We start from the raw sequence: 14,847 nt of genomic DNA, 5'->3' as shown, positions 1-14,847 counted from the left end.
TGATATAGTGTTAATTAATAATAGATATAGGAGTTATAAGGGAGGGATATAGCTGTGGTCAATTTGGAGTTGTATCGAGTCTTCTACTATACGGCAAAAGCGGGGAGCATATCGAAGGCGGCTCAGCAGCTTCATATGGCGCAGCCTAGTGCAAGCCTTGCAATCAAGCAACTGGAGGATTCCCTTCAGACGAATTTATTTCATAGAACGCCGCGTGGCGTGTCACTGACAAGCGAGGGCCAAACCTTGTTTGCTTATATTGAACAAGCCTACGAACTGATTATGTCTGCGGAAAGCAAGCTGGACGAAGTCGCAAATTTAGGCGGAGGAGAGATTCGCATCGCTGCGAGCGTATCGGTCATTCAATATGTACTGATGCCGCATTTGGAACGATTCCACAGGCAATACCCCACCATCAACATCAAGTTATCCCCTGGCAGTACCCGAGCTTGTCTGAAAATGCTGAAGGAAGGGAAAATCGATTTTTGCATCGTTCGGCTGCCGATTGAAGACGAGTCGTTGACGACTACAAGCCTCTTGTCCATACAGGATTGTTTCGTCGCAGGCGAGAAGTATAGGCATTTGTCAGAATCGCCGATTTCGTTGAAGGAGCTGGCGGCGAAGTACCCACTCGTTGTATTTCCTCCCCATATGACGTCACGCCAAGCGATGGACCAGTTGATGGCGTCCTTTGGCGTTACGCTGACCCCGAAGTATGAGATCGGCAGCTTGCATGTCCTCATCGGACTCGCTCAAGCGAATTTGGGTCTTTCCTATGTGGTAAAAGAGTTTGTGAAGAAGGAGTTGGAGGAGGGCAGCCTGCTTGAGGTGAAGGTAAAGGAATCCATTCCGCGCATCGACTTCGGTATTGTAAGGATGAAGCATCTGGCTATTCCGGTAGCGGCTCAGCAATTTATTAACGAGATGCTGGACGAGGCTGGTGTGAAATTCGCATAGCCGCCTGCGTAGATAAATAGCGATCAGAACGCCCGTTAACATCCATTGTGACAGGCGTTTTTTTGTTATATGATAGGAGGGTGAATCGGGGGTTGTCCCCTTTTATACCTAACATTGATATGATAACGGAGGATAAGATGAATCCTAGAGATTTGAACTATAGAATGCCTGCTGAGTGGGCACAACACGAAAGAACTTTTATGTCCTGGCCTGTTCAGGACTCGATGGTTTATCCCGAGCAATACGAGGAAGTTACAGCTGGATATGCCGAGATTATTACGGCGATTGCTGAATTCGAGCCGGTTACCGTCATCGTCAACCTTGACGATCTGGAACAGGTGGGTGCGCGCTTCACCGGCAACGACAATGTAGAACTCCTGCCTATTCAGCACAATGACGCTTGGTTCCGCGACAACGGGCCGACTTTCCTGCTGGGTGAACAGGACGAGCTTGCTGGTGTGAATTGGGGCTTCAACGCATGGGGCGGCAAATATTCGCCGTGGGATCTGGACGACGCGGTAGCGCCTCAGGTGCTGAAGCATGTAGGAGTGCGCCAATTCGACGCGCCGATTGTGATGGAGGGCGGATCGATTCACGCGGATGGAGAGGGCACGCTTCTGACGACGGAGGAATGTCTGCTTAATGAGAACCGCAATCCGGAGCTGACGCGCGAGCAGATCGAGGCTCATGTGAAGCAATTCGTAAGTGTGGACGAGATTATTTGGCTGAAGCGTGGCTTGAGCGGCGATGAAACAGACGGACATGTCGACAATATTGCATGCTTCGCAGCGCCGGGCAAAGTCATTATTCAAGTATGCGACGATCCATCGGATGAGAACTACGCCATTACGCAGGAGAATCTGCAAATTCTTCGCGACGCGGTTGATGCGAAAGGGCGCAAGCTGGAGATTATTGAGATTCCGCAGCCTCCTTACACCGAATATGATGGCCAGCGTCTGACGCTAAGCTATTTGAACTTCTACTTTGTTAATAACGGCATTATCCTGCCTGTATTCGGCGGGGCGGCTGAAGAGACGGACCGTAAAGCAGAAGAAATTCTTGCCGCAGCGTTCCCTGACCGCAGAATCCGCAAGGTTAACGGCATGGGGATTATCGCCGAGGGCGGCAACGTCCACTGTACGACACAACAGATGCCGGCAGGCCGGGTATAACAGGACATTGGAAGAGGAGGCAACACCATGAGAAAAGTGAAAGTAGCAGCTACACAGATGAGCTGCTCTACCGATAGAGATGAGAACATCCGCAAGGCAGATGCCTTGGTGCGCGAGGCGGCGGAGCAAGGTGCGCAAATCATTTTGCTGCAAGAGCTGTTCGAGACGCCTTACTTCTGTCAGAAGGAGAAGGCCGACTATTACGTCTACGCGACGGAGCTGGAAGAGAATGCGGCGATCAATCATTTCCGCCAAGTAGCAAAGGAATTGCAGGTTGTACTTCCGATCAGCTTCTATGAGAAGAAGAACAATGCGCGTTATAATTCGCTTGCTGTTATTGACGCGGATGGCGAAGTGCTGGGCAAATACCGCAAAAGCCATATTCCGGACGGCCCGGGCTATGAAGAGAAGTTCTACTTCAACCCTGGCGATACAGGCTTCAAAGTATGGAATACACGCTACGGAAAGATCGGCATCGGCGTATGCTGGGATCAATGGTATCCGGAAGCAGCGCGCTGTATGGCTCTGATGGGAGCGGAAATTCTGTTCTATCCGACGGCTATCGGTTCCGAACCGCAGGATGGATCGATCGACTCCAAGGATCATTGGCAAATGTGCATGCTGGGTCACGCCGCGTGCAACTTGGTGCCGGTAGTAGCATCCAATCGTGTGGGCTTAGAATCCGATGAGGATTCCAGCATTACGTTCTACGGCTCGTCCTTTATCGCAGGTGCGCAAGGCAACAAGATTGTGGAAGCGGGCCGCAACGAAGAGACAGTTCTAGTTGCAGAGTTTGATCTGGACCAGTTGGAGACGCAGCGCATCGAGTGGGGCATCTTCCGCGATCGCCGTCCTGATCTGTACGGTGTTATTGGAACCTACGATGGCGAGCTTCGCATCAAGTAACTTCTATTTAAATAATGCTTTATAAGGCTTCCGGCAATAATGCCGGAAGTTTTTTTCATCTGATGAGGTCAGCCAGAGGATAGCTGCCGGAATAGCATTTCGACATAAAGGCTCGACATGATATACTTAGGGCATGATGACACTTGATACGGATTCGCAAATACAATCGAATGAAAAGCGCTGTAGCGTCTGTGGGACGATGAAGCCGTTCGGCGATTTTTTGCGCAGAACGGGGAGAAGGCCGGGCAGACATGGACGCCGAGGAACTTGCCGGGCTTGCCGGAATGGCAAAGCCGCTCCTTCTGATGCGTCAGCTAGGCTTATGACGGATCCTCGGGCTATGGCTGTAGTTGGTGGTCGCTCTGAGGGGCAATCCGCTGTAGACCAAGCGGCTTCTTTTTCAGCCATCAGCGTTTCGGACGGAACCATCGTGCCGCCTGTCCTCAAGAAGAAGCGTCCCAGAAAGAGACGTCGGACGGGCAACGTCCAGAAGCGCCATGCCGCGTCTGCTGCTGTGCCGGAGCCTGCGCCGCCCAAGCGGGAGAAGCAAAGCCCCACGGACGTCTCGTTTCTTCGTCCGACAGCGCTGGGCTTTATTCGAATGCGGGGCAAGACGGATAACGGACGGCGCTGGTATCAGGAGATTGAGCCTGAGCTTGCCTATATTCTTGTGCGGGAAGGCGCTGCAGTCGTAGTGAATCGGCATACGATCCGCAGGTTGTACAGCAACAAGGAGTTTCGCCAGCTTATCTTGACGCGCGATAACTATACCTGCCGATTCTGCGGGAAATATGGGGATACGATTGATCATGAGCTGCCACGCGCTAAGGGTGGTCATACAACGCCCGTCAACTGTGTGTGTGCTTGCTACGAATGCAATCAGCTCAAGGCGAATCGTGATGTCGATGAATTTATGGGTATGCTGGATTAGCGATTACATGGCTTGCCGGTCATACCGATTGCGAGAGATCTCCCCCAATCGGAGGTCTTTTTTGGTCATCCGTTGGACTGGATTGGATATCGTTAGCTATTGAAAATCTCGCAGTGTAAGGTGAAAATAGGATTATGCTGCTTTACTCTGATAAAATGGACAACAGTCTGGAACCTCGTTGTGACAACGCTTTCAGATATGGGAATGCAATAAGGATGCAGGAAGAGACAGGTTACCTGCTGTCTGAAGCTATGATAGAATACTACATCATGTCATCGTATATGACATAAGACATCGGAAAGATGCGACGGAGGATAGCGATGGACAATTGGCTTGGAAGATCGCTGAAACATAAGCTTTCATTATTAATTATTATATCGGTGTTGGTGCCTGTGTTGTCGTTGGGTCTATTCTCATATTCCATTGCGGAGAATCTAACCGAGGAGAAAGCGATCGATTCGGGCATGAATACGCTGACTCTGCTGGGTGCTTACCTCGAGAATATGGTCTCAGATGCGGAGTTTTTATCTCTTTTCATTTTGGGACATGAGGATGTTCAAAATTATTTGCGTTTGCCGGAAATGGACGGTCGCTTGCAAAGGAGGGTGTCAGCGCTGCTGATGACAATGGCGGTATCCAAGCCGTATATCGCCAATGCGATTGTGGAGCCCGAATCCGACAGACCTCCCATTGCCTCTAAATCCGTAACCGAGTCCGGCTTGGCGGATGTGACAGAGGAATTCCCCAATTATTATAGTGAATACTCCAAGTGGTGGTCGTCTGTACATCTTCAGACGACATCTTCGGAAGGAACAAGAGATGTCATTACGATGTCGCGCCCGATTCGCAGCACAACCAAATATTCTACCATGGGTATGCTAAAAATAAGCTTGCTGCAAAATGTCATTTCCGATCATCTCAAGCAAGCGGGATTGGAAGGCGGAGGCGTCGTTCTGTTGCTCGACAGCAGCAACAGAATCATGGCTGGACCTGATGGATTCACGAAGAACGAATTGTTGGATACCTATTATCCGGGCATCAAGAGCTTTAGTTCAAATGGCAGCTGGATGGAATACGGATCTGGCGTCGATAAGAAGACGATTCTCTATTACGGATTGGAGAATGTGGAATGGCGGCTGGTCGGGGTTATCCCGGCACAGGCTTACAAGTTGCAGAATCAATATTTCCTGACACTTACGGCAGTAGCCGTCAGCATTGCAATGCTGTTCGTTATCGCTTTTGTATTGTTTCTTATTCAGAAGGTGACCAAGCCGTTGTCGACACTGGCCAAATTTCTGAAAAAATCCAGTCCGGACGAGCCGTTGCCTACGCTTCCCGTCACGACGATCGACGAAGTGGGACAGCTTATTATCAGCTATAATCGCATGAGCTCCAGAATCGAGAACTTGACGGATGAAGTCAAGAAGAACGAATCGCTCAAGAAGGAAGCCGATATGCTGGCGCTGCAGGCGCAAATTAATCCGCATTTCCTATACAATACTCTCTCTTCTGTTCATTGGATGGCTCTGATGAAAGGGGAAGGGCGAATTGCAGATATGGTTGGTTCCTTAAGCGACTTCCTGCGCTTTAGCTTGAATAGCGGACAGGAGTATTGCACGGTGAATCAAGAAATTTCGCATATCGATAATTATGTGAATATACAGTCCATCCGATACCCCGATAAGTTCCAATACGAAGCGGATATTCCTTCGGAACTGCTTGAGAAGCGGATGTTGAAGCTGCTGCTGCAGCCGTTGATTGAAAATGCAATGATTCATGGCATTTTGAAGCGTGACGGGCTGGGTCATATCTCGGTTCGCGCCTTGGCTGAGCATGAACGAATTACTTTTATCGTGGAGGATGACGGAATCGGCATGTCCACTGAACGGGTCGAGGAGCTGCGCTCGCGCATCGCCAGTAAGTTGGAGTCGGAGGATGCATCTAGTTCAGGCGGCAGCTATGGACTACGCAACGTGCATAGCAGACTGATGCTTCACTACGGTATGGAGGCCGGATTGCAGATCGAAAGCGAGCAAGGCAGAGGGACGAAGGTAACGTTCACTATACCTACCACTTCCACACTGCTGGAACAGGAACGGGAGCAGGTGCGCCTCAAGGAGCGAGAACAATCTGGCCACGATCGTCGTGTCCAAGGGGAGGAGAGGCAATCGTGAAGCTGTTGATCATAGACGACGAGATCATCATACGGGAAGGACTAAGCACGGTGATCAAGTGGGAGGAGAACGGCTTCACTTTGCTGAATCCGGCTGCATCCGCAGAAGAAGCACTTATGCGAATTCCGATTGAGAAGCCCGATATTATTATGACGGATATACGGATGACGGGTAAGACGGGACTGGACTTGGCGCGTGAGGTAAAGCAAGACTTCCCTGAGACGGAGATTGTCATCTTGTCTGGATACGAAGAATTCGCATATGCTCAGCAAGCGATGAGGGAAGGAATCAGTGATTACCTTCTTAAGACTAGTCGTCCCGGTGATATCATGGCGGCAGCTATGCGCGCTCAGAAGCGCATTATGGTGAAGAGGGCAGCGGAAGCTCATCAAACGGCTTTCCGCTCTAAATTGCTAGAGAAAATGCTAACTAGCGACTCTCCGATTACGGAGCAAGATGTTGACCATATTCTGCAATATTACCCGGAGCTTCGAATGGCTTCAGAATGGGAGTCGCTGGAGCTATGGCTTGTGACCTCCGACGTTTATATGACGATAAGCCCAGAAGCGGATAAGGAGCTTGGTTTAGTAGGGAACAAACTTCGTCAATCGTTGGATTGCGCTATTCTGGATTGGAACGATGGATGGTTGTATATTTTTCGATCGAACCAGACGGGTGCTTTGCGAAAAGTAAAAGCGGCAGTGGAGCATGCGGAGCGTATTTTGCACTGCCGCCTCTTTGCTACTTCGGGTTACATCGCTGCCAATGTCAAGGATTTGCGGGGAGCATTGCGATCTGCCGAGCAAGCTACCGCATTCCGCTTCCTTGCCGGCGATGCCAAGTTAATTCGCTACGATGATATTAAGAATCGCAAGGGCATGCGTACAGTTTGCTCTCAGGAGGAAGAAGCGGTTCTGACCGCCGTGCTTCGCTCCAGAGATCGGGAGAAGCTTGATGCCTGGATTCAGAAGACGTTGTCCGATGTGAGGCAAGATCCGGAAGCCACTCCCGGTTCCATGAAATCTTACCTTCATTCTTTTCTAGTCGCAGGCTTTCGCTGGTTGGAGAGAGCGGCGGCTTCGGTCAGCCAGTCCGTGCAAGAACTTCAGCAGTTGGAGGGCTTGGATCTGAATGAATTGGCCAAGCTGCCGGCAGAAGTGATGACGGGCATTTTCTCTTCGATTATGAGTCAATATGATGAATTATCCGGCGACCGAAATTCTGCCATCGCACGAACAGTTTCCTATATCAGGGAACATCTCGACCAAAGCTTAACGTTGTCGCAAGTTGCGGCTTATGTTCACATGAATCCCAATTATTTCAGTGAGTTGTTTAAACGGGAAACGGGGAAAAACTATATTGAGTTTGTCACCGAGGCCCGTATTGAGTGGGCGATCAGGCTTTTAAGGGAAACGCCGGCGAAAGTAAGTGAAATCGCCAAGCGGGTAGGGTATGAGGATCTGAAGCATTTTAACCGGATGTTCAAGCGATATACCGGTGAGACGCCTTCTTTTTTCCGCGAACGGAGCCAATAGGTGAAATTACACCCCCTACAATCTGAATTCTCCCCCCTACGAGTTGCCCGGTGTCTTGACTATACTGAGATTATATTACCGAGGGGGGACTTACACTAATGAAGAAAAGACTTACACTGGTTGTAACGCTTATCACGCTTCTTTCCCTGCTTGTTGCCGCGTGCGGCGGCTCGAAAACCGAAACTGGCGGCAATAACAAGCCTGCAGACGGCGGCAAAGAAAAAGTAAAACTGACCATTTGGCATAACTTCGCGGGTGATGACCTTCGCGCTCAAGCGGTTCGCAGCTTGATCGACGAGTACAAAAAGAACAATCCAAACGTTCAGGTTGACGCGCAAGCTATTCCGGTTGATGGTTATCGTCAACGTCTGAGCACAGTTGCAGCGGGCAATGAAATGCCAGACGTATTCTTCGTATATTCGGGCAGCCAGTCGCAAGAGTTCTTCGACGCAGGTTTGCTGCAACCGATTACACCACTTGAAGAGAAATATCCAGAGTGGAAAGGCAACTTCATGGAAGGCGCATTCGATCGCTTCACATTCGAGCCTGACCAAATCTACTCGGCTCCAATCGCACTTTCCGCAACATCGTTCCTATACTACAACAAAGATCTATTCGAGCAATACAACGTTAAAGTTCCAACAACTTGGGCTGAGATGATGGCAGCTGTCAAAACATTCAACGACAACAAGATTACGCCAATCGCTTTGGGCAACAAAGCTCCTTGGGTAGCACAATCGACCATTATTGGTTCGATCGCTGACCGCGTTACGGGTACAGACTGGTTCCTGAAAGCCGCTAAAGGCGAAGCTTCCTTCCAAGATCAAGTATTCGTTGACGCACTTGGCAAGTTCAAAGAACTGGTAGACAACAAAGCATTCCAAGATGGCGCAAACAGCATCGACAACACGCAAGCTGAGCAATACTTTGTTCAAGGCAAAGCAGCGATGATGATCAGTGGCGCATGGACGCTTACGAACCTTGCAGCTTCCGCAACAGAAGAGCAAGTAGCACCTATCGAAGTAACGACTCTTCCTGCAATTGAAGGCGGAGCAGGTCAAGGCGGCACAATTTCTGGTGGCCCAGGCGCTGGATTTGCACTGAGCAAGAACACGACTGGCGCAGCAAAAGATGCAGCTCTTGAATTGATCTACGCAATCAGCGGTCCAGACGGACAGAAGAAAATTGCAGAGAGCAACTCCATGGTTATGTACAACATGGACCTGACACAATCCAATGTAAGCCCGCTTTACCTGAAAGCATTCAACGTAGTTAAAGAAGCTAAAATCACGCCGGTATATGACGCTTACCTGTCCGCTGAAGCGGCAGAATCGATCAACAACGGTCTGCAAGAAATCATGATGGGCGGCAAGCCTGAAGATGTAGCTAAGAAACTGCAGGATGCACAAGCTCGCTCGACTCAATAATTATTAAAATGAAACAATCGCGCAGCGCGCCGATCCGGCGTGCTGCGCGATAAAGATTGAAGGAGGTTGTCGCCATGCTGTCATCATTGCGCACCCGAAGCTTCGTCGCTCTGGCGCTGCTTCCTGCAGTTCTTATCTTCCTTGTTTTCGCCATTATCCCGATCATCTGGTCCATGTACTATGGATTTTTTGATTGGAAAGGACTTGGAGATCCCAAGTTCATCGGTTTCAAAAACTATGAAATGATGCTGCAAGACCCCATATTTTGGAGAGCACTTAAGAACAACTTGATTTTGGTTGCTTCAGCGATTATTGGCCAGGTGCCGATCGCGCTTCTCCTTGCATTGCTTCTACTAAAGAATAACTTCTTCAACCGAATTATCCGCTCGGCGGTATTCATGCCGATGGTTCTTTCTACAGTTGTTGTTGGTCTCATCTGGGGCTACATTTATCACCCGCAGATTGGTCTATTGAACCAATTGCTGGAGTCGATTGGGCTTGAATCTTGGACGCGGGCTTGGCTGTCTGATCCGAAAATTAATATTTTCGCTGTATCTATCCCGATCAACTGGGCCAACATCGGTCCTTACCTGATTATCTTTATCGCGGCGCTTCAGAACATCTCCTCCGAGGTGAACGACGCGGCCAAAATAGACGGTGCAGTAGGATCTAAGAAATTGTTTTTTGTGACGCTTCCAATGATCTGGGACATGGTCGTTGTAACGATCGTCCTTTGTATCTCGGGCAGCTTGAAAGCATTTGACCATGTTATTATCATGACAGGCGGGGGACCCGCGCAATCAACGGAGCTTCTGGCAACCTACATGTACAACAACACCTTTACCGTGTATCGTTACGGCTATGGCTCCGCCGTATCCACCATGATCATTCTAATCAGCGCTTTGCTCATTGGTTTGAACTACATCCTTACTAAAAGACGGAGCTAAGGCGGTCTGACGTCTAACTAGACCGATAAAGGAGTGAATCATATGCAAGCATCGACAAAAATGCAGGCTGCAGGCGAGAAACCGGCGGCATGGAAGAAGCCGGTTGGTTTGGTCCTGAAAGTGCTGCTGCTTCTATACGCTGTCATTACACTATATCCTTTGTATTGGCTCATCATCAGCGCATTCAAGACGAATCAAGATTTCTTCAACCGTCCTTACGCGTGGCCTATGCAATGGCAACTTGATAATGTTGTTCGGGCATGGGATCTCGGCAATATGGGCAGAGCGATGCTCAACTCCGCAATCGTAACCATCGTTGCGTTGGTTCTGACGATTGTGATCGGCACGCTTGCCGCTTATGCGCTATCTCGGTTCAAATTCAAATTCAGCGGCGTATTGAAGGGCATGTTCTTGCTAGGCATGCTGATTCCGATCCACAGTACGCTCGTACCGCTCTTTATTTTCATGAACAAAATCGGTATTCTGGATACGTATTGGGCGCTTATATTGCCTTACACGGCATTCGAGCTTCCAATCGCGATCTTCCTTGGAATTGCCTACTTGGTATCCATCCCAAGGGATGTAGAGGAAGCTGCCATGATTGACGGCAACGGCTGGTGGGGCGTATTCGGACGCATTATCTTCCCGTTATGTTTGCCGGTTATCTCGACCGTATCGATTCTGGCATTCCTACGCTTCTGGAACGACTTCTCGTTCGCTCTCGTATTCATCAATACACAAGCGCTGAAGACGCTGCCGCTTAGCTTGTCGCTATTCTCTGACGGCTTCGGCACAGACTATGCGCTGACGATGGGTGCCATGTTCATCGCGGTTATCCCGACGATCGTGATCTACCTGATCTTCCAGGAACAGATTATGAAAGGCATGGTTGCAGGCTCGGTCAAAGGTTAATTCCTTTACCGGGTCTTTTCCCGTCTCACAGTAGAACCTGGCATAACGCTAGGTTTTTTTGTTTCTCGCAGTTCCGGGCAGCTGAATGCTTGCTCTTGTCTACATGACGAAGAAGCAGGCTGCATACGACGCAGCCTGCTTCTTACTGTATGCAGTAGCCGTCAGGCCAGGAATGCAGCTCCACAAATCCCGGAGAACAGCAGGATAAAGACGGGATGCATACGATAGCGAACGAGCAGCATCCACGAGACGCCTACGATGAAGATGCCGACAAGCAGCTGTCGATCCCATATGGAGCCTTCCAGAGAGCCTACACCGAGCCTATACACAGCGAACAGGATCAAGGCTGTGACGATAGGCTGCAAGCCGTACAGAACACGGCCAAGCCAAGCCTGTTTGTGTAAACGATATAAGGTCGTAAGCAAAATCAGCGTCAACAGGGCAGAGGGAAGAATAAGCCCAAGTATGGCTACTATCGCGCCGCTAATGCCATGCGTTTGGTAGCCAATCAGCGTGCTTATATTGACTGCAGCAGGACCCGGAGCCATGCCGGCTACTCCGATCAGATCAAGGAAGGCGTCGCTGGACATCCATTGTCGTCTTGAGGCTTCATCTTCAATCATTGGAATAAGTGCATAACCGCCTCCGAATGATAAGAAGCCCAATTTCAGAAAAAATAGGAACATGGACCACATGGCAAGCACCACTCCTCTCTAGGATGTCTGAATTAGATGAAGTACATATAAGAGGGGTCTTCTTGCTTACCACTCTTGTTGGTGCTGTTCAACGACTGGATATTTCGCTGGCTGCGCCGGAACATCGCGTAGAACATTCCGATTGCGATTCCCGCTAGAATAATATAGACGGGAGCGAGTCCGAGCAATAAGCCCATCAGCGCCAGCAGCAGGAGTATGAATGTTGTGCGATCTTTGACAGCGGTCTTGCCTATTCGGACGGCAGAGAAAAGAATAAGCGACATGACGCCCCAAGTGATGCCAGTCAGTGCGGCTTCTGCTTTGGCGGATGAGCCAATCTTGGCATAGAGCGCATATAGTGCCAGCACGATCAGGAAGGACGGAAGGATTGAGCCGATGGAAGCGGCAAGAGCGCCCCGCCCATGCCCTAGTCTGTAACCGAGAAGAATAGCCGCATTCACCCCAACACCGCCAGGAGCGGCGGAGGCAAGCGACAAGGTATCCGTCAGCGTATCGGTAGTCATCCATTGCCGTTTGTCGACAATTTCGCGCTCCAGGGCGGGAAAGATAGCATAGCCGCCTCCGAAGGAGACGGGAGATAGTTTAAGAAAAGTCCAGAAGAGACTTAATATCGAGGGCTGAGTGTCTGGTTGCATGTGATCTGATTCCCCTTTGAATTGCTTATGCGTTAATCATAACGCACATTATTTTGTTAGGGAAGGAACAGTAATTTATAGATCATATCATGCTTTCTTATACCCTCTAGACCCAGTGTAATAGTTTAATTTAGTGATTACTTTCATGATTTTGGAAAATAAAAAATTCCTCTTGAAACGGAAACGCAAAGTGTGTACGATACTTAAGTATAATTGAATAAGCTCATATAATTTTGGGGATATGGCCCATGAGTTTCTACCGGATGACCAATAATTCGTCCGACTATGAGTGAGTGCGGGAGCAAGACGATTGGGTCGTCTTCGCGGACTCGCCATGCATGTGCGAACCGGATCACGATCCCTAAGGACAGGCTTCACTTGAGAGTAGATCAGCTCAAGTGGAGGCTGTCTTTTTTCTTTTTTCCGGAAGATGAAGCAAGATGCGATTCAGTGAATCAGGCTGTGCAGCCAAGGGGAGATGACAGAAGATGAAAGAGCTTGAAGAGCGTATACGCCGAGAAGGAGCGATCCTGTCGGAGACGGTATTAAAGGTGGATTCGTTCTTGAACCATCAGGTCGATACGGAGCTGGCGCTTGCGACGGGACGTGAGTTCGCACGCGTGTTCGAAGGAGAGAAGATTACGAAGGTGCTGACGATCGAGGCAAGCGGCATCCAGTTCGCGATGGCGGCGGGCATCGCACTGGGCGTGCCATTCGTTTATGCCAAGAAGAAGAAGGCGGTTACGCAGTCGGATAAGGTGTACGTTGCACCCGTCCATTCCTTCACGCGAGGGGAAACGTATCAAGTGAGCGTAGACCAGCGTTATTTGAACGCCGGAGACAGGGTGCTTATTGTTGATGATTTCCTGGCAACGGGGGCCGCTTTGGTCGGTCTTGTTGATATCGTGGAAGAATCCGGGGCGGAGCTCGTTGGCGTAGGCTGCATCATCGAGAAGAGCTTCCAGGAGGGCCGAGGCTTGTTGGAAGCGAAGGGCGTACGTATTCATTCCTTGGCGCGTATCGCAGCGATGAAGCCTGGCGAGGTTCAGTTCATTGAAGAAAGCGGAAATAGACAGCTTATAGAGGAGAGAGCATAGCAGCATGTTAAGCAAACAGAGGGTTATTACACTAGGATTTCAGCATGTACTTGCCATGTACGCAGGAGCGGTTATCGTTCCGATTATTGTAGGACAAGCGCTTGGATTAAATTCAACGCAAATGGCGTATTTAATTGCCGCCGATTTGTTCACTTGCGGGATCGCGACTATTCTTCAGGTATGGGGCGGCAAATATTTTGGCAGCCGGCTTCCAGTCGTACTGGGTTGTACGTTCACGGCTGTTGGTCCTATCATTGCCATTGGCTTGGCCTCGAATCTGGCGACTGTATATGGCGCTATTATCATTTCAGGGATATTTATGATTCTGGTGGCGCCGTTATACGGCAAGATTCTGCGGTTCTTTCCGACGGTTGTGACGGGCACGGTGGTAACGATCATTGGTCTATCCCTTATTCCGGTTGCGATGAACAATGTGGGGGGTGGACAAGGCGCTCCTGACTTCGCAATGCCAAGAAACCTTCTGCTGGCTTTGATTACGCTGGTAGTCATTCTGGTCGTGAACCGCTTCGCCAAGGGCTTTCTTCGTGCAATCTCTGTCTTGGTTGGTCTTGTGGTAGGTACGGTTATCGGGTACTTTATGGGCATTGTCGACTTTTCTTCTGTATCGGAAAAGCCTTTATTCAGCTTCGTTGAGCCGTTCTATTTCGGCACGCCGCAAATTAGCATCACGGCTATTATTACGATGATTCTCGTTAATATCGTCAGCATGGTTGAGTCCACGGGAGTTTATCTTGCAGTGGGCAAAGCGACGGATCAAAAGGTAGAGAAACAGCAAATCGTGAACGGCCTTCGTTCGGAGGGCGTGGCGATTACGCTTGGCGGTATTTTCAACGCCTTTCCTTACACGGCATTTTCGCAAAACGTCGGCTTGATTACGCTGACCAAGGTGAAGACGCGTGATGTAATCTTCGCAGCGGGCGGCATTATGGTCGTCTTGGGCTTGCTGCCTAAACTGGCAGCCATTACGACTGTCATTCCGAATGCGGTACTCGGCGGAGCGATGATTGTCATGTTCGGTTCAGTTGCTGTATCGGGGATTAACATTCTTGCGGGAGTCAACTTGCGCGACGAACGTAATTTGCTAATTGTAGCTTGCAGTATTGCTGTAGGAATGGGCTCGGCAACGGTGCCTCAAATTTTTGAGGAGCTGCCGCAATTCGCCAAAATGATGATGGAAAACGGGATTGTTACTGGCTCCGTTACGGCGATTCTGCTGAACCTGCTTCTCTCTTCCAAGACGAAGGAAGCAGAGCAGCCAGTTGAAGCTCAAGTCAGCGAGGCATAAGCATTAGTAGGTAGGATGAATCGGCGAATTGAGCGAAATAGCAGTGTGTGGCACAACTAGCCACTGCAACAAATCTTTCAACCTAAAGAGGCTATCAGCGAAGGTCAATGGGATTGACCTATGAGATAGCCT

At 49.7% G+C, this 14,847-nt stretch carries 13 protein-coding genes and 1 riboswitch; of the genes, 11 read left to right on the top strand and 2 right to left on the bottom strand.

Features of this window, described 5'->3' with window-relative positions:
• Positions 1–54: 54 nt before the first annotated feature.
• The 9 genes from DX130_RS19190 to DX130_RS19150 all read left to right on the top strand — a co-directional run bounded on the left by DX130_RS19190 (position 55) and on the right by DX130_RS19150 (position 10,961).
• Positions 55–957 (top strand): LysR family transcriptional regulator, encoded by a 903-nt coding sequence (locus DX130_RS19190; RefSeq protein ID WP_116048120.1) that lies wholly within the window; start codon positions 55–57, stop codon positions 955–957.
• 137 nt (positions 958–1,094) lie between these two features.
• Positions 1,095–2,129, top strand: a complete 1,035-nt coding sequence (locus tag DX130_RS19185) for an agmatine deiminase family protein (RefSeq protein WP_116048504.1) — start codon at positions 1,095–1,097, stop codon at positions 2,127–2,129.
• A 27-nt stretch (positions 2,130–2,156) separates the two neighbouring features.
• Positions 2,157–3,035 (top strand): N-carbamoylputrescine amidase, encoded by an 879-nt coding sequence (gene aguB, locus DX130_RS19180; protein WP_116048118.1) that lies wholly within the window; start codon positions 2,157–2,159, stop codon positions 3,033–3,035.
• Between the two features lie 133 nt (positions 3,036–3,168).
• On the top strand, positions 3,169–3,966 hold the full coding sequence (locus tag DX130_RS27030) for an HNH endonuclease (RefSeq protein WP_240644591.1): 798 nt from the start codon (positions 3,169–3,171) through the stop codon (positions 3,964–3,966).
• 320 nt (positions 3,967–4,286) lie between these two features.
• A complete protein-coding gene (locus tag DX130_RS19170) occupies positions 4,287–6,140 on the top strand; it encodes a sensor histidine kinase (RefSeq protein WP_116048116.1) in 1,854 nt (617 codons plus the stop codon).
• A complete protein-coding gene (locus tag DX130_RS19165; RefSeq protein WP_116048114.1) occupies positions 6,137–7,675 on the top strand; it encodes a response regulator transcription factor in 1,539 nt (512 codons plus the stop codon). The genes DX130_RS19170 and DX130_RS19165 overlap by 4 nt, the downstream gene beginning before the upstream one ends.
• A 98-nt stretch (positions 7,676–7,773) precedes the next feature.
• Positions 7,774–9,102, top strand: a complete 1,329-nt coding sequence (locus DX130_RS19160) for an extracellular solute-binding protein (RefSeq protein WP_116048112.1) — start codon at positions 7,774–7,776, stop codon at positions 9,100–9,102.
• 74 nt (positions 9,103–9,176) lie between these two features.
• Entirely contained in the window at positions 9,177–10,049 is an 873-nt protein-coding gene (locus DX130_RS19155) for a carbohydrate ABC transporter permease (protein ID WP_116048110.1), read from the top strand.
• 42 nt (positions 10,050–10,091) lie between these two features.
• On the top strand, positions 10,092–10,961 hold the full coding sequence (locus DX130_RS19150) for a carbohydrate ABC transporter permease (protein ID WP_420818540.1): 870 nt from the start codon (positions 10,092–10,094) through the stop codon (positions 10,959–10,961).
• 161 nt (positions 10,962–11,122) lie between these two features.
• Here the strand turns inward: DX130_RS19150 and DX130_RS19145 are convergent, their stop codons facing one another.
• Positions 11,123–11,656, bottom strand: a complete 534-nt coding sequence (locus DX130_RS19145; protein WP_116048109.1) for a chromate transporter — start codon at positions 11,654–11,656, stop codon at positions 11,123–11,125.
• Positions 11,657–11,688: 32 nt separating this feature from the next.
• Positions 11,689–12,312 (bottom strand): chromate transporter, encoded by a 624-nt coding sequence (locus DX130_RS19140; protein ID WP_116048107.1) that lies wholly within the window; start codon positions 12,310–12,312, stop codon positions 11,689–11,691.
• 203 nt (positions 12,313–12,515) lie between these two features.
• A riboswitch (purine riboswitch) is annotated at positions 12,516–12,618 on the top strand.
• Positions 12,619–12,800: 182 nt separating this feature from the next.
• Between DX130_RS19140 and DX130_RS19135 the strand changes: the two genes are divergently transcribed.
• Together DX130_RS19135 and DX130_RS19130 are read left to right on the top strand one after the other, a co-directional pair.
• The gene (locus tag DX130_RS19135; protein ID WP_116048105.1) at positions 12,801–13,409 is read left to right on the top strand and encodes a xanthine phosphoribosyltransferase; all 609 of its coding nucleotides are present in this window, start codon (positions 12,801–12,803) and stop codon (positions 13,407–13,409) included.
• A gap of 4 nt (positions 13,410–13,413) precedes the next feature.
• Entirely contained in the window at positions 13,414–14,715 is a 1,302-nt protein-coding gene (locus DX130_RS19130) for a nucleobase:cation symporter-2 family protein (protein WP_116048103.1), read from the top strand.
• Positions 14,716–14,847: the final 132 nt, after the last annotated feature.

The sequence above is a fragment of the Paenibacillus paeoniae genome (genome assembly GCF_003388735.1).
GTDB classification, from domain to species: domain Bacteria; phylum Bacillota; class Bacilli; order Paenibacillales; family Paenibacillaceae; genus Pristimantibacillus; species Pristimantibacillus paeoniae.
Note: the sequence above shows the minus strand (reverse complement) of the source record. Positions and strands in the feature narration are given on the sequence as shown.

Coding starts and splice junctions, on each gene's coding strand:
- DX130_RS19185 (WP_116048504.1), top strand. CDS start 1,095: ATGAATCCTAGAGATTTGAACTATAGAATGCCTGCTGAGTGGGCACAA.
- aguB (WP_116048118.1), top strand. CDS start 2,157: ATGAGAAAAGTGAAAGTAGCAGCTACACAGATGAGCTGCTCTACCGAT.
- DX130_RS27030 (WP_240644591.1), top strand. CDS start 3,169: ATGATGACACTTGATACGGATTCGCAAATACAATCGAATGAAAAGCGC.
- DX130_RS19170 (WP_116048116.1), top strand. CDS start 4,287: ATGGACAATTGGCTTGGAAGATCGCTGAAACATAAGCTTTCATTATTA.
- DX130_RS19160 (WP_116048112.1), top strand. CDS start 7,774: ATGAAGAAAAGACTTACACTGGTTGTAACGCTTATCACGCTTCTTTCC.
- DX130_RS19155 (WP_116048110.1), top strand. CDS start 9,177: ATGCTGTCATCATTGCGCACCCGAAGCTTCGTCGCTCTGGCGCTGCTT.
- DX130_RS19150 (WP_420818540.1), top strand. CDS start 10,092: ATGCAAGCATCGACAAAAATGCAGGCTGCAGGCGAGAAACCGGCGGCA.
- DX130_RS19145 (WP_116048109.1), bottom strand. CDS start 11,656: ATGTGGTCCATGTTCCTATTTTTTCTGAAATTGGGCTTCTTATCATTC.
- DX130_RS19140 (WP_116048107.1), bottom strand. CDS start 12,312: ATGCAACCAGACACTCAGCCCTCGATATTAAGTCTCTTCTGGACTTTT.
- DX130_RS19135 (WP_116048105.1), top strand. CDS start 12,801: ATGAAAGAGCTTGAAGAGCGTATACGCCGAGAAGGAGCGATCCTGTCG.
- DX130_RS19130 (WP_116048103.1), top strand. CDS start 13,414: ATGTTAAGCAAACAGAGGGTTATTACACTAGGATTTCAGCATGTACTT.